This is a genomic window from Tunturibacter psychrotolerans, assembly GCF_040359615.1.
Classification (GTDB): Bacteria; Acidobacteriota; Terriglobia; order Terriglobales; family Acidobacteriaceae; genus Edaphobacter; species Edaphobacter psychrotolerans.
Window position 1 is genome coordinate 2,772,723 of the sequence record NZ_CP132942.1, and the last position, 18,157, is coordinate 2,790,879.

The following is an 18,157-nucleotide window of genomic DNA, read 5'->3' on the forward strand; positions in this document are numbered from 1 at the left end:
CTTCAACTCCTCGCAATCTCTTGTAACGCCGGATAGATCCGACGATACTGTTTATGAGCCTGATCCATCACAGCGGCGTTCTTCGGCGCAATCGTCTGCGCCACGTGAACCGTCGCCGCACAAGCTGCCTCCACACTCTGCCACACTCCGGTGCCTGTTCCAGCCAGCAACGCCGCACCAAACGCTGCTCCCTCTTCAGCCACCAGCACAAATTCACTAGCCGCCATAACTCCTGCCAGAGCTTCGCGGGTGGCCCGCCACCAGTCTTCGGGGTCCTGCTCCGCCCAACCAATCTGTGCTGAATGGATCCCTGCGTGCTCGCTTGCGGAGGAGGCGACGACTGCGCCGGAGAGGTCGATCAGCACGGCTCGGGTTCCCCCAGTTCCAACGTCAATCCCCAGAAGCATGTACGGAGTCCTCAAGACAAGTTTGATGAGAGTGTACCGAATGCATCTTTTGAAGATTTTTGACAATCGGGCGCATCATTAAGTCATACGAGTAATTTGCGACAACACCAATGACTTCTATAGTTGTGCCGGGCCTGCCATAAACTAGTCCGTGAATCCAATCAAGATGCAGGGTACGATCAAACGTATGAATAAAAGCAAAACAACGGACGCTGCTTGGGCGTCGGTTCGTTCTGTCGGGTTTTGCCTCTTTCTAGCCTGCAATCTGTCTTATGCACAGGCACAGGGCAGCCAGACGGCGCAGACGCCAGCCAGCGGACCCAGTACCGCCACCAATAGCTCCGTCGTCGCGAACGCCCAACAGAGTTTGTACACCGCTACCGGGCAAAACGGGGCTCAGCCGACACAGGACTCCTTCAAGGGAAGCGTGGTCACGGGCAAGGCTACAGACGGGGTTCTCGATCTCTCGCTCGACGACGCCATTCAACGCGGCCTGCGGCAGAACCTCGGTCTCATTCTGCAGACCTCGTCGGTGAAAAACGCCGCCGGTCAGCGTCTGGAGGAATTGCAGCCGCTTCTGCCCACCGTTACCGGGACGGCGAGCATAGAAGTGGAGCAGATTAACATTGCCGCGTTCGGATTTAAGTTTCCTGGCGTCGCTCCCATCTTTGGCCCGTTCCAGGTGGTCGATTTTCGCGCTTATCTCACCCAGAATCTGGTGAATGTTTCAGCGCTCAAGAATTATCTGTCGGCGAAACACAACTTCCAAGGAGCAAAACTTACCGCGGAGGATGCTCGCGATCTCGTAGCTCTCACCGTGGGGAACGCCTACCTGCTGTGCATTGCGGACACCGCGCGAATCGAAGCGGTCACTGCGGAGTTGGCAACGTCGAAAGTGTCGCTCGATCAGGCGGTTGCGGCGCACGATGCCGGCACAAGTCCCAAGCTTGACGTGCTGCGCGCCCAGGTCGATTACCAGAACGAAGAGCAGACTCTGATTTCGGCGAAAAATAGCCTTGAGAAGGACAAGCTCGCCTTGGCGCGAACGATTGGATTGCCTCTCGAGCAGGTCTTCCGTTTGACCGACCTGGTTCCTTTCCAGGCTCTTGATCACGTCGATCCTCAGGTCGCGTTTCAACAGGCGCTAAAGACACGAAAAGATTTGAAGGCATACGCCGAACAAGTGAAGGCTGCCAGTGACGAGAAGACTTCAGCCTGGGCCTATCAGCTTCCTGTCGCGAGCTTCTCGGGCGACTACGGCGACATCGGCACAACACCGGGCCACTCGCATGGAACCTTCACCGCAACGGGGCAGGTCAGCGCGCCGATCCTCCAGATTGCGAAGACTCGAGGACAGGAGCAGGTCGCGGATGCCCAATATGAACAGGCCCGTGCGAAGCTCTCCGATCAGATCCAGCAGGTGAACCAGGATGTGCAAGATAGCCTGCTTGATATTCAGTCAGCGGCGAAGCTGGTCGAATCTACTCATTCCAACGTGGACCTTGCAAATGAGGCTCTCAGTGAAGCCCAACAACGATTCCACGCCGGTGTGTCGGACAATCTGCCTGTCTCACAGGCGCAGTCGCAGACGGAACAGGCGAACGATCAATACATCAGCGCGCTCTATCAGCACAACGTCGCCAAGCTCGCCTTGGCCCGTGCTCTGGGCGTCGCGCAGACCAATTACAAAGATTATCTCGGAGGAAAGTAAACTTGCCAGACCAATCAGATCAGCAGCAGGGCGGCCAGACCGCGCAGATCAGCGGGACAGTGCAAATCAAGCAGAACACAGGCGACAAACAGTCTCCGGACGATTCGCGCAAGCAGGAAGAGGACGACGCCCCGGAGAAAAAATCCGGCCGCAAGTTCATCGTCATCGCGGTGATTATCCTCCTTGTCATCGGAGCGGGAATTTTCTACTGGCGCTCAACCTTCAGCGAGGACACTGACGACGCTCAGGTGGACGGCGATCTCTACCAGGTAAGCTCCCGAGTTACCGGCCAGGTCATCAAGGTTTATGTCGAAGACAATCAGCCGATTAAAGTAGGCGATCCTATCGCCGAGATCGACCCACGCGACTATCAGGTTGCCCTCGAGCAGGCGCAGGCTAACCTCGCCAGTTCGCAGGCCGCGGCAATCCAGGCGACGGTCAACGTTCCTATCATTGGCGTCAACGTCAACACCAGTGTCAGCACTACCGGCTCCGACGTGACTGGCAGTTCCGCTGCGGTGGAGCAGGCCCGCAAGCAAGCGCAGGCCGCAGAGGCTCGCGTCGTCGCTGCCAAGGCAACCGCGGTCAAATCGCATCTCGACGTGGAAAGATACACTCCGCTGGTGGAGAAGGATGTCATCTCGAAGCAGCAGTTTGACGCGGCTGTAGCGACAGATGCCGCGAATCAGGCCGCGGTGCTTGAGGCTGAAGCTACGGTCATTGGGAATCAAGCTGCGGTGAGTCAGGCAATTCAAAAGCTCGCCCAGTCGCGTTTCCAGGCGGCGCAGTCCGTCAAGACCGGTCCAGATCAGGTGCGTGTCCAGCAAGCGAAGGCGAATTCAGCTCTTGCCGATGTCAAGCAGGCGCAGGCGAAAGTCGATCAAGCTCTTCTCAACCTCGGCTACACCCACATCACCGCTCCCACCACGGGTATCGTCAACAAAAAGAACGTCCAAGTGGGTGTGAATCTCAGTATCGGACAGGATGTACTGACGATTATCCCTCTGACGAACCTCTGGGTGACAGCAAACTTCAAGGAGACGCAGCTCGCAAAAATGAAGCCCGGCCAGCCAGTCACTCTCAAGGTCGATGCCCTCGGCGGTCGTAAGTTTCACGGTAAAGTAACCCAAATCGGCGGCGCTACCGGCTCGAGGCTCTCCCTGTTTCCTCCTGAAAACGCTACCGGAAACTATGTCAAGGTCGTCCAGCGAATTCCCGTTCGCGTCGATTTCACGAATCTGCAACAGGAAAACGGCGACTATGCCCTGCGTCCAGGAATGTCGGTGACGCCGGATGTAGAGGTGAAATGATCGAGGGAAAACCGACTCATTCTCGCCCGCATCTGAGAACTGGAAAGTAGTTTTTACGAGGTGGAAAATGGCAGTTGCAATCAAGAAGGCAAGTTCGAGTAACGCGAACGTCGCGCCGCACTGGCATGCACACGCAAAGGAGATCCAGAAGTACGGCTCTGTGGTTGAGGATATCCCTCATCCGTTGAGTGCGAAGATCCGGGCAGACATGGTCGCCCAACTCAATCAGCTTCTGGCCGACTCCATCACCCTGCGTGACATGTACAAGAAGCACCACTGGCAGGTCTCCGGTCCGACCTTCTATCAGCTTCATCTTCTCTTCGACAAGCACTTCGATGAGCAGGTTGAGATGGTGGATACCATAGCGGAGCGCGTCCAGCTACTCGGCGGCGTCACCATCGCCATGGGTGGAGATGTAGCCGAGGTAACCCGCCTCCAGCGGCCGCCTCGTGGCAGGGAAGAGGTTCCGGTACAGATCTCCCGGCTCCTCGAGGCTCATAAAATTATCATTCAGAGCTGCCTCGACATCTCGGATTTAGCGGACAAAGCGGGAGATCAGGGAACCAACGATCTGGTCATCAGCGATATTCTCCGTCCTAATGAGCTGCAGTCCTGGTTCATCGGCCAGCATCTGGTTGAGATGCCGTTGATTCTTGAAAAATAGTCGAGGGGCACTCATAACCTAGTTCGATCCGATTTTTACGCTGAAGCAAACAGCCCGGTCGCGCGATGCCTCCGGGCTGTGTATGTTAAAGGCTGTGAGCTCGCATCCAACTGCTAGCTCCAATCATCTGTAATACGTACACTCCTATGCCGATAGCACTCGCATTCTTCGTCCATTACGCCTACCTGATCGTCTTCCTTTGGGTGCTAGTGGAGCAGGTCGGCATTCCTATTCCAAGCGTGCCAGTTTTGCTTACCGCTGGAACTCTTAGCGCGACACATACCGTCAATCATCTCTATGTCGTCATGTCGGTTCTGTTTGCCTGCCTCATCGCGGACACCATCTGGTTCGCGCTCGGTCGCCGCTTTGGCAACAGCGTTTTGAAGCTGCTTTGTCGGCTTTCCTTTGAAGCTTCCACCTGTGTCAGCAAGACCGAGGGATACTTTACCCGGCGGGGCCCGGTCACGTTGCTCTTCGCGAAGTTCGTTCCGGGCCTTAGTACCGTGGCCGCGCCTATCGCTGGCCAAACCGGGATGCCCTATTCGAAGTTCCTTATGTGGGATCTTGCTGGCTCTCTCATATGGGGTGAGACCTTCATTCTCGCCGGCCGTTTCTTCGGCGACGTTGCCAAAAAGAGCGCGCCCTTCCTGCACTGGCTTGGCCACTTTGCCTTCTTGATCTTTGTCCTGATGGTTATGGGCTTCCTGGCACATCGCATCTGGAAGCAGCGCAAGTTCCTGCAGCAGGTTCGCGAACTGCGCCTCGAACCGAGCGAGTTGAAAGGGATGTTGGATGCCGCCGAGGCTAGCGGTCTCAAACCTCCGTTCATCGTCGACCTGCGCCACCCGCTCGACTATCTTCCTGATCCTCGCGTGCTTCCGGGAGCCCTCCGCATCGGCCCTAACGAACTCAAGCTGCACAGTGAGATTATTCCGCGCGACCGCGACGTGATCCTGTACTGCACCTGTCCCAGCGAAGAGACGAGCGCGAAGCTTGCCCTGCAATTGCACAAGATGGGGGTATACCGGGTGCGTCCTCTCCGCGGCGGATTCGATGGCTGGAAGGAAGCTGGTTACCCTCTGGTCGATTACGTCTCCGAGACGCCGAGCTCTGAGGTCGTCCAGAAGATCCTGCCAGCGAACTCCAACACAGCCGTTCCGTCGATGTAAGGCGGCGAATGTCTCGCGTTCGAACGGTCTCATCTCAAGCACTCAGCCGAAAGTTAATCGTGATCGTAGTTTGAACGTCGACGGATTCTCCGTTTAATCGATAAGGCCTATACCGCGCTCCTCGTATTGCCTCAATTGCGGCGCTTTGCAGCATCATGGGCCCTCTGAGTACATGCAGACTTTCGATTGTTCCATTTCGCGAGATAACCGCCTCCACCACAACTGTCCCTTCTACATGGGCCGCCTTGGCGATTGCCGGATATACCGGCCGAATCGGCGTGATCAACATCCCCTCCGAGACCCCTGAAGAGACGTCGATTCTTTTATGAGGAGTGCCCGAGCCGATTGTCACGCTGGGATGAGGTCCGCTCCCGCCGAGAAGCCCACCGGGTAGCTCGGTGGGCATCCCGATTCCGCTGCCTGAAGGCAGAAGCGAAGGCTCTGTGCTTGCTGAAAAATTGCCACTCGGGGTGATGGTCGAGATGATTGGCGGGCGTGATAACTCAGGTGACGCTTCGCTCGAAGCGGCTTCCGTGACTCGCTGCACCCGCACTGGTGGCTTAGATGGTTTTGGAGGCGACGGAAGCAAGATCTTTGGGGCTTCGATCTCAAACGACACCGCCTCCGGATGCAGCAAAGGCAACGCGATCACCAAACCAGCGACCGCAAACTGTAGGGTGATCGACGCCACAGTCGTCCACCGCCGGCTCGAAGAGACTTCACCAACACGCGACTCTACAAGACTGTCCTCAAACATAGAAGCACCCTCCAGCGTTCGGATTTCAGGTGCGCCTCCAGCGAGGAATGCGGCCGTATTAAGTTAGACACCTCCAACGCATCTATGTTCCCGCATCGGTCGTCGTGAGGCGTACACGATCTCATCTGCCGCGAATCGAGGTCAATTCTTTGCGGGGCTTTCGTCGCAAAGCTCTATGCAGACGCGACTCAACCGAAACCATTACCATAGGCTTGCAGCCTGAACCGACTACAGCAGGAGAGGGAATTGGCCTACAACGATCTACGCGAATGGATTAAGCAGCTAGAAAAAGCCGGAGAACTAAAGCGCATCACCGCGGAGGTCTCTCCAGATTTGGAGATGGCCGAGATTGCCGACCGCACCGCCAAGCTTGGTCGAGGCACACCCAAGGCCGGCGGCCCCGCACTACTCTTTGAAAACGTGAAGGGCTACCCGGGCGCTCGCGTCCTGATGAACCAGTTCGGCAGCGAACGTCGCATGAGGCTCGCACTCGAGACCGACTCGCTCGACGCCATCGCCGATCGCATCCGCACCCTCATCAAACCGCAGCTTCCGACGAGTTTGATGGACAAGCTCAAGATGCTCCCCATCCTCGCCGAGGTAGGCAACTTCTTCCCCAAGGTAATCGCCGCCAAAGACGCCCCCTGCAAGCAAGTCATTCGCCGTGGCGCGGACGTCAATCTTCTCGAACTGCCCATCCTCAAAACCTGGCCGCAGGATGGCGGCCCTTTCATCACGCTTCCTTGCGTCATCACGCGTGATCCAAAATCCGGCAAGCGCAACGTCGGCATGTACCGCATGCAGGTGTACGACGGCAAGACCACCGGCATGCACTGGCAGCGCCAGAAGGTTGCCGCAGAACACATGCGCGAGCGCCTCCGCGAGGCCTCACCCGACTCCTCCGCCCGCGTCGATCTGATGGCCATCACCTCTGGGGGCACCGCTGCTGCATCCTCTCTCGAGACCCTCACTACGACCACCGTCACAAAGATTCGTGAAGACCGCATGGAAGTCGCGGTAGCCATCGGCACCGATCCCGCCACCACCTTCAGCGCCATCGTCCCCGCCCCGCCCGACGTCGAAGAATATTTAATCTCCGGGTTTCTTCGACAGAAGCCACTCGAACTTGTCAAAGCCGAGACTGTCGATCTCGAAGTCCCTGCCAACGCCGAGTACATTCTCGAAGGGTACGTTGAGCTCGGCGAACTCCGCACCGAAGGCCCCTTCGGTGACCACACCGGCTTCTACACCATGCAGGACGACTACCCCGTCTTCCACATCACGTGTATCACTCACCGAAAAGATCCAATTTACGCAGCCACTATCGTCGGCAAGCCGCCTATGGAAGATGCCTGGATGGGCAAGGCGGTCGAGCGCATCTTCCTTCCGCTCATGCAACTCACGTTGCCCGAAATCGTCGACGTCAACCTTCCGGCTGAAGGCGTGTTCCATAACCTCATGATCGTCTCGATCAAAAAGTCCTACGCCGGTCACGCCCGAAAGATCATGAATGGTATCTGGGCCATGGGTCAGGCCATGTTCACCAAGTGCATCATCGTTGTCGACGAAGATTGCGATGTTCAGGACCTCGCCGAGGTCACCCTCCGCACTGCCAACAACATCGATCCCGAGCGCGACATCCAGTTCACGCTAGGTCCGGTCGACTCGCTCGACCACGCCAGCCGCCTGCCAAACTTCGGCAGCAAGATGGGCATCGATGCTACCCGTAAATGGGCCGCCGAAGGCTTCACCCGGCCTTGGCCTCCCATGCTCACGATGGATACCGAAGTAAAGGCAAAGGTAGACGCACTCTGGAAAAAATTGGGGATTGAATAATCCGCTAGCGCTACCCCGTCTTTTGTTCGGGTTAGCTCAGTTTTAGCGAATAGTAACGAGCAGAGCTTTCAGGTCACTATCGAGAAAGAGAGCGGGGTGACACGATGTCAGCTAATCTCAACTTCGCAGATGTAAGGCTCAACTACGATCCCTCACAGCCCCAGCAGCGATTTCGCAATGCTGGCCTCGAAGCCGCATTCCTAGCGCCAGCTGCTCAGCTTCCTCACGCGATCCCCTGGCCGGCAGGTACAGCGCCTACGCCCATCACGCTCACTCCGCTTCCGGTCGACACAGACGACCTATCGCGCTTCGAAGGCTATGACGCAGTCGTGGTCACCTGGACCTCGGCGGAAGCCGCCGCACTGGCCTCTCTGTTCACACCCGCCAACCCAATCAGCACCTGGTTTCTCTATCGCCACAACGTCGCCCAATACATCCCCCTGGTGACGGGGAATGTAGCTCCCTTCAATGACAACACGCCCGAGATGGCCCGGTACTATCACACCCTCGCCCTCTACTTTCCCTGCCAGATAGGTAAGGCAAAAGTTTTGCTGGTCAAGAGCGGTCTGCACCTGGACTACGATGGTCCGGCAACCCCAGTGAAAAAGCTGATGACCGAGATTGCGCAAACAGTTCGCCCCAAACTTTTCATCACAACCGGTACTGGCGGCGGCATCGGATCCGAAGTACTGTTGGGGGACGTTGTCATTGCAGGCGCCGTGCGATTCGACTGCCGTACGCAGTTCAAGAATGAGCCTTGGCACGAAGCGGTCTACTCTCCGTCAAAGTTACCTGCTGGCGCTCTCGCGGCCATTACGCCGTCACTCACTCAACCAAATGCCTCGCGCATTCCGAATGCCAGACCTACTCCAAAGATCTGGAGCTCCGCGAGCGATGCAATTGTCACAACCGACTTCTTCGCATTCGATGACTCCACGAACTTTTACAAGCTACAAGGTCTCGGGCAGGCCTGCGATATGGGCGATGCTATGGTCGCCAGCGCGCTACAGGGCATTCCGAATCTCTCCTGGCATGCCATTCGCAACGCGTCCGATCCCCAGATCCCTAATCCCACCAACAGCATCAAACAGGCCGGCGACGCAGCCGCTCAGATATATGCAAGATACGGCGGCTTGACGACCGCTGCCAGTGTCATCTCCACATGGGCCGTCATCCACTCCGCAACTCACTAGAGCGAGGTCATTCCGCGGTTCTAACGCTGATAGACCTCAGATTCCGCACCCAGCGCTGCGGCTTCTTGTCTTCGCTATTGATGAGCTTGAACTGCCCGTCTTCCCCCAACGGTTTGCCTCCCATGTTGGTCGCAACAATCACAGTGCCGTTGTGCTCTGATCCTTCAATCTCTGTAACTGAATACAGCACCCAGTACTTATCCGTCCCCTCCGCCACGAGATAGCTTCGCAGCATCTTCTGGTGGGTTGTTTTATCTACCGGCAGTCCGTACTTTGCGAGCAACGCCCCGAGCAAAACACCAGAGTACGTTTCGTCCACCTTGGTGTGCTCGTTGTGTACGGTTATTGTCGTTTGCGGCATCGCCGACAACTCAGCCAATGACAGCGTCGTGGCGCTGCCATCGATGGTCAGCACCAGGCTCGTTGAAGGCTGCGTAGGAGCGTGCTGATGCTCAGCCATCACCCCGGTCGGAATAGTCTGAGCGTGAGCCTCTGCGGCGCTCACTCCTGCAAAGCAAAGGCTTACCAGCAGCGGGGTTATCAGGGAGGCTCTTTTCATGGCTTCCAGCCTATAGCGGCTCCGTCGTATACTCAAGGCATGTCTATCGTCCGCGACGCCGCAGCCATTGCCAAGGGAATGAGCATCACGCTGAAGCAGGCCTTCCAGCCGACCGAAGTCGAGAACTATCCTGACGGCAAAGGCCCCATGCGCGGGGCGAAGTTCGAGGAGCGCTTCCGCGGCAAGCACCAGTTGCAGCGTGACGAGAACGGCCTTGAGAAGTGTGTCGCCTGCTTCCTCTGCGCCGCCGCCTGCCCTTCGAACTGCATCTACATCGAAGCCGCGGAGAACACTGAAGAAGTGCGTATCTCCTCTGCGGAGCGTTACGCTAAGGTCTACAACATCGACTACAACCGATGCATCTTCTGCGGCTACTGCGTCGAAGCCTGTCCCACCGACGCCATTACGCATGGCCACGGCTTCGAACTCGCCAGCCTCAATGCCACGACCCTTGTCATGCGCAAAGAAGACCTCCTCATTCCTGCTCCGATGCTTCCGGACGTTGTCCGTTCGGACAAGGATCAAGCCGAGATTCTCGCTTAAACCATTAGGATTAAGTTTGAACCAGCGACCAGTCTTTAGGGACTTGGTCGACTTCGACAGGCGCCAGCGCACCGCGCAACGAAGCAAGGACATCTAATGACAATGACCAGAGCCAATCAGCATCCTCTTGAAAAGATTATCGAGAGCCGAATTGCCATTATCGACGGAGCGATGGGAACGACGATCCGTACCTATGGCATGAAGGAGTCAGACATTCGCGGGGAGCGATTCAAAGACTCTACCAAGGATCTGTTGAACAATGGCGACCTCTTCTCCCTCACTCAGCCCAAGATGATCTGTGATATTCATCGCAGGTTCCTGGAGGCGGGAGCAGACATCATCGAGACCAATACATTTGGGGCGACCAGCATCACTCAGAGCGAATTCTTCGTGGACGATCCGCGGGAGCACGGTGGCCGGAAGGATCCCGAATTTTACCAGAAGATCATTGACGATCCAATGCTCAATAACCTCGCGTGGGAGATCAATGAGCAATCGGCCCTGCAGTGCCGAGAGTGGGCCGATCGTGTCGGTACCGCAACTTCGCGTCAGCGGTTCGTTGCGGGAGCCATCGGTCCGCTAACTGTGTCTCTCTCGAACTCGCCCGATGCCGATGATGCAGGATTCCGTGTAGTCACCTTCGATCAGGTCAAGGCCGCTTATGCGCAACAGGTGCGTGGCCTCATCGTGGGCGGCGTCGATCTTCTTCTTGTAGAGACGATCTTTGACTCGCTCAACGCCAAGGCAGCGCTCGTCGCCATTCGTGAAGTGTTCGATCTAGACGGCAAGGAACTTCCGGTAATGATATCGGCAGCGGTAGGGCGTGGCGGCGAGACGCTGATCTCGGCACAAACAACCGAAGCGTTCTGGAACGCAGTCGAGCACGTGAAACCACTGTCGGTTGGTCTCAACTGCTCACTTGGACCGGATCTGATGTATCCATTTCTGGAAGAGCTCTCAGAGAAGGCTGACGTAGCAATCTCCTGTTATCCGAACGCAGGTCTGCCGAATCCTCTCTCGGAAACTGGGTTCGATCTGGGGCCTCAGGATATGGCTCGTTATCTGGGCGACTTCGCGCGCGGTGGAATGATCAACATCGCCGGCGGTTGCTGCGGAAATACGCCCGAGCATATCGCTGCCATTGCCAAGGCGCTCGAAGGCATGGCTCCCCGACAGCTTAGTCGCCATAGGAGAGCAGCATGAGCGTGGTCGCCGAGCCGAAGCCGCTCCGTCTCTCCGGATCACAACCCTTTACCCAGCAGCCCGGCGTCTACATCATGATTGGCGAGCGGACCAATGTGGCAGGTTCGCCCCGGTTTGCCAAGCTGGTTAAGGAAGGCAAGTACGAGGAAGCCGTCAGCATCGCTCGGCAACAAGTTGAAAATGGGGCGAACGTCCTCGATATATGTATGGACGAGGGCATGATCGACGGCGCCGTCGCCATGACGCGCTATCTGCAGTTGCTGGCAAGCGAGCCTGAAGTCGCCAAGGTTCCCTTCATGGTGGACTCCTCGAAGTGGGAAGTCATCGAGGCGGGGCTCAAGTGTTTGCAGGGAAAGGGGATCGTAAACTCGATCTCGCTGAAAGAAGGCGAAGAAAAGTTTCGCAGCAATGCCGCTGCTGTGTTGAAATATGGCGCCGCCGTAGTAGTGATGGCCTTCGACGAACAGGGGCAGGCCGCGACCTACGAAGACAAGACTCGCATCTGTGAGCGCGCCTATCGCATTCTGGTCGATGAGGTTGGTTTCCCGCCCGAAGACATTATCTTCGACCCCAACATCCTCACCGTGGCTACCGGTATGGAGGAGCACAACAACTACGCGGTTGACTTCATCAATGCAACTCGGTGGATCAAATCCAACCTGCCCCACGCGAAGGTCAGCGGTGGCGTTTCGAACATCTCGTTCAGCTTTCGAGGTAACAACAAAGTTCGCGAAGCCATGCACTCCGCATTTCTCTATCATGCAATCGGTGCAGGCATGGACATGGGCATCGTCAATGCTGGAATGCTCGAGGTCTACGAAGAGATCGAGCCCGAACTGAAAGAACTCGTCGAGGATGTGCTGCTCAACCGCCGTCCCGACGCAACCGAACGCCTGGTCGAGCATGGGGAAAAGCTCAAGAACGTCGGCGCAGTAGTGAGTGAAAAAAAAGCCGAAGAATGGCGCAACGGCTCTGTCGAAGAGCGCCTCTCCCACGCACTCGTCAAGGGCATTGATACATATATCGAAATCGACGCGGAAGAAGCGCGCGTCAAGCTGGGCCGTCCTCTTCTGGTCATCGAAGGTCCGCTGATGGCGGGTATGAGCGTGGTGGGAGATCTCTTTGGAGCAGGCAAGATGTTCCTGCCTCAGGTGGTCAAGTCTGCCCGCGTGATGAAGAAGGCCGTGGCACACTTGACGCCGTTTATGGAAGCCGAGAAGGCCGCTCTTGAAGCGTCTGGCCAGGTCGTCAAAGCGCAGGGCAAGATCGTGCTCGCAACGGTTAAAGGTGACGTCCACGACATAGGCAAGAACATCGTCGGTGTCGTTCTCGCCTGCAACAACTACGAAGTCATCGACATGGGTGTGATGGTTTCGAGCGAAAAGATCCTTGAGCGTGCTAAGGCGGAAAAAGCAGACATCGTTGGCCTCAGTGGCCTCATCACGCCGTCGCTTGACGAGATGGTGCATGTGGCCCGCGAGATGGAGCGTCAAGGTTTCAAGCAACCATTGCTGATCGGCGGAGCGACAACGAGCCGCGCACACACGGCTGTGAAGATCGCGCCTCACTACAGTCAGCCGGTGATCCACGTGCTCGATGCGAGCCGCGCCGTGCCGGTCACGACCAGCTTGCTGAGCGAGGATGGCAACGCCACGTTTGTTACTGCGTATCGTGCAGAATATGAGGCAGTTCGCAAGGCACACTCTGCGCCCAAACAACCGGTCGTCTCCCTTGAGGCTGCGCGTGAAAGGCGAACCCCAATCGAGTGGCGATCAGAGGACCTGCCTAGGCCAGCGTTCAATGGTATTCGCGTGCTCGACAATTTTCCCTTGGCCACGCTACGTGAATTCATTGACTGGTCGCCGCTCTTCCATACCTGGGGATTGAAGGGCATCTATCCGCGCATCTTCGATGACGAGCGGCAAGGTGTCGAAGCGAAGAAGGTATTTGATGATGCCAATGTATTGCTGGACCGCATCATCGATGGAAACCTGATTGCTGCGCATGGCGTCTACGGCTTCTTTCCCGCCAGCGCTATAGGTGACGACGTTCAACTGTATACCGATCAGGCGCGCACACAGCCGCTCGAGCGTTTTCATTTCCTCCGCCAGCAGGCAAACCGGGAAGGCAGCGAACCTTGCCGATCGCTCGCCGACTTTATCGCGCCAAAAGACACGGGACTAGCCGACCACCTAGGTGCATTCGCCGTAACCAGCGGGATTGGACTGAGGGAGCTCTGCGACCGCTTCAGGGCTGAGAACGACGATTACAACGCGATCATGGCAGAGGCTGTTGCGGATCGTCTTGCGGAAGCTTTCGCGGAATGCCTGCATAAGCGCGTGCGTGATGAATGGGGTTACGGGCTTAAGGAAGGTCTCAGTCCCACGGATCTCATTCAGGAGAAGTATCGTGGTATCAGGCCGGCCGCGGGCTACCCGGCGTGCCCGGATCACACGGAGAAGGGGACGCTCTGGCGTTTGCTCGATGTCCAGGCCAACACGGGCATGCAAATTACAGAGTCTTTCGCGATGTGGCCCGGATCGAGCGTGAGCGGTCTTTATTTTGCGCACCCGGAATCACGATACTTTAGCCTCGGCAAGATCGATCGCGATCAGGTCGACAACTACCACCAACGCAAGGGAATGAGCGTGGCCGAGGTAGAGCGATGGCTTGGCCAGAATTTGAACTACGATCCTCGCCAGTAGGCGACATGTCGGAGCAACAGGCGACTCGTCGTTCTCCGGCCGTATGTCCTATGCCGCCTTTCCCGCATAGAAATGCTCGACACGTGATTCGCTGAATCTTCGATAAAATAATAAGAACCCTGTTGCAGGTATTTCGTGCGCGGACCATCACAACCGTCCGTCTCTGCGGTCCTTCTCCAGAGTGCACACCTTGAGTGAAAGTCAGAAAACAATGGAAACCCCGATTAACAACAAGCGAGCCGTCCTGCACATCTGCACCCGCGAGACGATACGCCCACTCCGTGACCAGGTTCTTCGCCTCTCAGGATTTGTCGTAGACTCCACCCTTAGCCACACCGAAGGTCTCTCCATGTTCTGGGCGCGTCAGTATGATCTTGTATTGATTGACGTAGAAGGGGAAGAGGGAATACCGCAGGCTGAAAAAATGTGTTCCGAGATCAAAACGGCTCAGCATGAACAACTGGTTGCTTTCGTCTGCAACTGGCGCGTCGCTATTCTCACCGACTGCCCGGACGAGATTGTGCGCACAGAGTTCGATCCCGCGGCTTTCGCGCAGGGGGTCAGCGATATCATTCCACCGAGCGACGATCAAATCCTGAACTAAAGCTGTGGAACCGGAATCGTCCGCTTGTCTGCACTCACCATCGTCTTCAGCTTAGTCGTCGTCGCGCTTGGGTGGCTCTGGGCCGTTGCAGGTGGCACTACAGCTCGCCGGCGGTCTGGCTATTCGTGACCGCAGCAAGCTGTATCGTCTGAGCAGCGAGAGTACTCTGACTTGAACTTCCTGCAGTCGTCGTCGGACTAGCCTTCTTCGCGTTCGCAGTCGTCGCGTTCTGCGCCACTGCGAACGAACCAGCCAGCAACAACACGCTCATCGCAAAATTCCCGGCGAACTCAAACTCTGTCTTCATCGGTGACATCCCCTCTGCAATGTTTGTGCAGGCGCCATCCGCCCAGTACACCGATCTACCCACATCTGGTCGATACAACTTCCGCGTCAAATTCCTCCACAGTTGCGACGCTGCCCAGCCTGTGGTACAAACGATATATTCCAGTCTGCTTCGGCAGATTTGAATTTCATGCAGAGTGGTTGAGGGACGAGCCCTTTGACGCCACGACAACCGGACAGAACAAAGACGTACCGGTGTCAACTCTCTCCTGGGAGCCTTTTGGGCCGCAGGGAACATGAGATTCGGAGCACGCAAGCCCGAATTCCAGGTTTGCACCCCGCATTTCACCTTCCCAGCCTGACCGGCAATCCCCAAACAAGAGAGTAAGCGCAAAAGTTCTCCCTTTCCCCTCGGAAAGAGCACGATGAACTACTCCTGTAGCCGGTATGAGCTGAAGTGCAACGAGTGCGGCAAGCGGTTCGGCAATCAGCCTCTCTCCGCCTGTCCAGATTGCCTCGCTCCTCTCGAAATTGCGTACGACCTTGAGGCTGCCCGCGATCTCTTCACCAAGGAAAACATCGCAGCCGGTCCGGCCAACATCTGGCGATACGCCGCTCTCCTCCCCATTCCCGAAGGTTTCCAGCCCGATCTCCCCGTGGGTTTTACTCCGCTCGTCCGCGCCAGGAATCTCGGTAAGCGAATCGGCGCGGCCAATCTCTACGTCAAGAATGACGCCGTCTGCTTCCCAACCCTCAGCTTCAAGGATCGTGTCGTCTCCGTTGCCTTGGCCAATGCGCAGAAGTTTGGCTTCGACATTGTCGGCTGCTCCTCTACCGGCAATCTTGCCAACTCAGTGGCCGCACAAGCCGCACGCCTGGGCTTGAAGGCCACCATCCTCGTTCCCGCTGACCTCGAGCCCGCCAAGATCCTCAACACACTTGTCTACGGCGCGCGCCTGGTCCGCATCGACGGCAACTACGATCACGTCAACCGCCTCTGCACCCAGATCGCCGACGAGTATTCATGGGGCCTGGTCAACGTAAACCTCCGCCCCTACTACGCAGAGGGTTCAAAGACCGTAGGCTATGAGATCGCCGAACAACTCGGCTGGCGTCTCCCCGACAACGTCGTCGTCCCAATGGCGGGCGGTTCGCTCATCCGAAAGATCCGCAAAGCTTTCAACGAACTCATCTACCTCGGCCTCGTCGAAGAAAAACCGGTCCGCTTCTTCGGAGCCCAGGCTTCGGGTTGCTCGCCCATCTCTGTTGCCGTCAAAGAGGGAACCGATGGCATTGAGCCTCAGCGCCCCAACACCATCGCCCGCTCGCTGGCCATCGGTAACCCCGCCGACGGCCCCGCAGCCGCCAAGATGATCCGCAGTAGCGGCGGTTGGGCGGAGGATGTGTCCGACGTAGAAATCGTCTCTGGCATTCAGGAACTCGCCGAAACCGAAGGCATCTTCACCGAGACCGCCGGCGGCGTCACCACCGCCGTCACCGCTCGCCTCTACGCCGACGGACGCATCTCGGCAAATGAGACAACGGTCACCTGCATCACCGGCAACGGACTCAAGACTACCGACGCACTCATCGGCCGCTATCAACAGGAACGCGCAGTCCGCCCGCGGCTAGCAGACTTCGACGCCTACCTCCGCGAACTCGACGGAATCACAGAGCTGGAACTGACCACCGCAGGAGCCCTCTAATGTCTATCAAAGTTACTCTTCCCACTGCCTTCATCCGTCACACCGATGGCCGCAAGCACTTCAACTCCGCGGCTTCAAATCTCCCTGGCCTCATCGATGACATCGACCAGACCTTCCCCGCGCTGTCGACCCAGATCAAGGACGAAGAGGGCAAACTCCGCCGCTTCATTAACATCTACGTCAACGACGAAGACATCCGCTTCCTGGGTGGCGAAACCTACGCCTTCCAGGACGGCGACGAGATCATGCTCATCCCCTCCATCGCCGGCGGAACTGCGTAACTGAAGATAGTTGTCCCGGACGGAGCATCGAATAGATACTTCATGCCGTGTCAACTCTCAACCAACTTCACAGATTTTGTTTCAGGAGAAAACCTTCGATCCGATCAGCGATCTCTCCGCCATGCGTTTCAAGGGCGAAGTGACCGGTGTCCAATAAATGTGTCTCAAGATTCTTCAGATCGCGACTATACGGTGCGGCGCCTTGAGGCGGAAAGATGAAATCGTTCTTGCCCCAGACGATGAGAGTGGGTGGCTGATACTGCCGGAAGAAGGCCTGGAACTCCGGGTAGAGCGGCACATTGGATCCATACGAGAGGAAGAGATCCATCTGTATTTCAAGATTCCCAGGACGATCGAGGCCGACTTGATCTAAAATCCAGGCCGTCGGATCCAGCAATGTCTTGTCGGCCACTCCGGTTTCGTATTGCCATTGGGTCGACTTTTGATCGACCAGAAAGTTGAGCGCCTTCCGGTTCTCCGGCACAGGATCAGCCCAATACTTCTTGATCGGATTCCAAAATTCGAGTAGCCCCTCCTCATATGCGTTGCCATTCTGGACGACGAGAGCCTGCACGCGATCTGGCAGCCGCAAGGCAAGCCGATAACCGATGGGCGCGCCGTAGTCCATCACATAAAGCGAATATTTCGTGAGGTTCAGTGCCTTGACGAACTGCTCAACGACGTTGGTCAGATTCTCAAATGTATAAGCAAAGCTCTCGTGGCTGGGCATGCTGCTCAAACCAAATCCGGGATAGTCAGGGGCTACAACGTGAAATGAGTTCGCAAGCAACGGAATGAGATTACGAAACATATTCGACGAAGTGGGAAATCCGTGGAGGAGAAGAATCGTAGGTGCGGATTCTGGGCCTGCTTCTCGGTAGAACACGTCTTGCTCACTCACGCGAACCGTTTTGTAGTGGACAGGGAATGTTTCTTGCTTAGAAGAGATCTTCGTTGTCATCGTGCATCTCCATTTAAATAGATTTCCGATTGCTTCAGGGATGACGAAAGCCACCCCAGATCTATCAAGTGGCCCATACGAATACGCCAGTTATAGCAGGTTTGCGACGTCTTCACTGCTCGGATCTTGCCGTACTCGTTTGCTCAACGCCGATATTTTTACCGCGATCGACCGCTAAGAGCGCAGATAACTGAGGTGCAAACAACTGGATTCAGTGCTCGTAACGATATTTTAACGCCACAGAGCAACGAATCCGCGCCAAC

17 protein-coding genes and 1 riboswitch are annotated in these 18,157 nt (G+C 56.7%); of the genes, 12 read left to right on the forward strand and 5 right to left on the reverse strand.

From position 1 onward, the window contains the following. Positions 1-2 precede the first annotated feature (2 nt). On the reverse strand, positions 3-407 hold the full coding sequence (locus RBB77_RS11490; protein ID WP_353067520.1) for an FGGY family carbohydrate kinase: 405 nt from the start codon (positions 405-407) through the stop codon (positions 3-5). Between the two features lie 187 nt (positions 408-594). Here RBB77_RS11490 and RBB77_RS11495 point away from each other — a divergent pair, with 187 nt between their 5' ends. The 4 genes from RBB77_RS11495 to RBB77_RS11510 all read left to right on the forward strand — a co-directional run bounded on the left by RBB77_RS11495 (position 595) and on the right by RBB77_RS11510 (position 5,261). After that, on the forward strand, positions 595-2,118 hold the full coding sequence (locus tag RBB77_RS11495; RefSeq protein WP_353067522.1) for a TolC family protein: 1,524 nt from the start codon (positions 595-597) through the stop codon (positions 2,116-2,118). A 2-nt stretch (positions 2,119-2,120) separates the two neighbouring features. Continuing rightward, on the forward strand, positions 2,121-3,428 hold the full coding sequence (locus RBB77_RS11500; RefSeq protein ID WP_353067524.1) for an HlyD family secretion protein: 1,308 nt from the start codon (positions 2,121-2,123) through the stop codon (positions 3,426-3,428). 67 nt (positions 3,429-3,495) lie between these two features. Beyond that, positions 3,496-4,092 (forward strand): Dps family protein, encoded by a 597-nt coding sequence (locus RBB77_RS11505; protein ID WP_353067526.1) that lies wholly within the window; start codon positions 3,496-3,498, stop codon positions 4,090-4,092. A 146-nt stretch (positions 4,093-4,238) separates the two neighbouring features. Further along, positions 4,239-5,261 carry a VTT domain-containing protein gene (locus RBB77_RS11510; protein ID WP_353067528.1) on the forward strand — a complete coding sequence of 341 codons (1,023 nt, stop codon included), beginning with the start codon at positions 4,239-4,241 and terminating at the stop codon, positions 5,259-5,261. 34 nt (positions 5,262-5,295) lie between these two features. Here RBB77_RS11510 and RBB77_RS11515 read toward each other — a convergent pair whose 3' ends face one another. After that, positions 5,296-6,018: an energy transducer TonB gene (locus RBB77_RS11515; RefSeq protein WP_353067530.1), complete on the reverse strand. Its 723-nt coding sequence runs from the start codon at positions 6,016-6,018 to the stop codon at positions 5,296-5,298. 246 nt (positions 6,019-6,264) lie between these two features. Between RBB77_RS11515 and RBB77_RS11520 the strand changes: the two genes are divergently transcribed. Together RBB77_RS11520 and RBB77_RS11525 are read left to right on the forward strand one after the other, a co-directional pair. Then, positions 6,265-7,854: a UbiD family decarboxylase gene (locus tag RBB77_RS11520; RefSeq protein WP_353067532.1), complete on the forward strand. Its 1,590-nt coding sequence runs from the start codon at positions 6,265-6,267 to the stop codon at positions 7,852-7,854. A gap of 104 nt (positions 7,855-7,958) precedes the next feature. Then, positions 7,959-9,047: a hypothetical protein gene (locus RBB77_RS11525; protein ID WP_353067535.1), complete on the forward strand. Its 1,089-nt coding sequence runs from the start codon at positions 7,959-7,961 to the stop codon at positions 9,045-9,047. A gap of 7 nt (positions 9,048-9,054) precedes the next feature. Here the strand turns inward: RBB77_RS11525 and RBB77_RS11530 are convergent, their stop codons facing one another. Beyond that, positions 9,055-9,606 (reverse strand): hypothetical protein, encoded by a 552-nt coding sequence (locus RBB77_RS11530; protein WP_353067537.1) that lies wholly within the window; start codon positions 9,604-9,606, stop codon positions 9,055-9,057. A gap of 39 nt (positions 9,607-9,645) precedes the next feature. On the opposite strand from RBB77_RS11530, the gene RBB77_RS11535 reads away from it, so the two are divergent. The 4 genes from RBB77_RS11535 (at position 9,646) to RBB77_RS11550 (ending at position 14,661) form a co-directional block, all read left to right on the forward strand. After that, complete coding sequence (locus RBB77_RS11535; RefSeq protein ID WP_353067539.1) at positions 9,646-10,149, forward strand: NuoI/complex I 23 kDa subunit family protein; 504 nt, start codon at positions 9,646-9,648, stop codon at positions 10,147-10,149. Between the two features lie 102 nt (positions 10,150-10,251). After that, positions 10,252-11,352 (forward strand): homocysteine S-methyltransferase family protein, encoded by a 1,101-nt coding sequence (locus tag RBB77_RS11540; RefSeq protein ID WP_353067542.1) that lies wholly within the window; start codon positions 10,252-10,254, stop codon positions 11,350-11,352. Then, a complete protein-coding gene (gene metH, locus RBB77_RS11545) occupies positions 11,349-14,057 on the forward strand; it encodes a methionine synthase (protein ID WP_353067544.1) in 2,709 nt (902 codons plus the stop codon). Before RBB77_RS11540 ends, metH begins: the two co-directional genes overlap by 4 nt. Before the next feature lie 211 nt (positions 14,058-14,268). Beyond that, the gene (locus RBB77_RS11550) at positions 14,269-14,661 is read left to right on the forward strand and encodes a hypothetical protein (RefSeq protein ID WP_353067546.1); all 393 of its coding nucleotides are present in this window, start codon (positions 14,269-14,271) and stop codon (positions 14,659-14,661) included. A gap of 97 nt (positions 14,662-14,758) precedes the next feature. Here RBB77_RS11550 and RBB77_RS11555 read toward each other — a convergent pair whose 3' ends face one another. Beyond that, the gene (locus tag RBB77_RS11555) at positions 14,759-14,968 is read right to left on the reverse strand and encodes a hypothetical protein (RefSeq protein ID WP_353067547.1); all 210 of its coding nucleotides are present in this window, start codon (positions 14,966-14,968) and stop codon (positions 14,759-14,761) included. A 163-nt stretch (positions 14,969-15,131) separates the two neighbouring features. Next, positions 15,132-15,249, forward strand: a riboswitch (SAM riboswitch). Positions 15,250-15,371: 122 nt separating this feature from the next. Between RBB77_RS11555 and thrC the strand changes: the two genes are divergently transcribed. Further along, positions 15,372-16,652 (forward strand): threonine synthase, encoded by a 1,281-nt coding sequence (thrC, locus tag RBB77_RS11560; RefSeq protein ID WP_353067548.1) that lies wholly within the window; start codon positions 15,372-15,374, stop codon positions 16,650-16,652. Then, entirely contained in the window at positions 16,652-16,933 is a 282-nt protein-coding gene (locus RBB77_RS11565) for a MoaD/ThiS family protein (RefSeq protein ID WP_353067549.1), read from the forward strand. The genes thrC and RBB77_RS11565 overlap by 1 nt, the downstream gene beginning before the upstream one ends. Positions 16,934-17,000: 67 nt before the next feature. Here the strand turns inward: RBB77_RS11565 and RBB77_RS11570 are convergent, their stop codons facing one another. Beyond that, positions 17,001-17,894 carry an alpha/beta fold hydrolase gene (locus RBB77_RS11570; protein ID WP_353067550.1) on the reverse strand — a complete coding sequence of 298 codons (894 nt, stop codon included), beginning with the start codon at positions 17,892-17,894 and terminating at the stop codon, positions 17,001-17,003. Positions 17,895-18,157 lie beyond the last annotated feature (263 nt).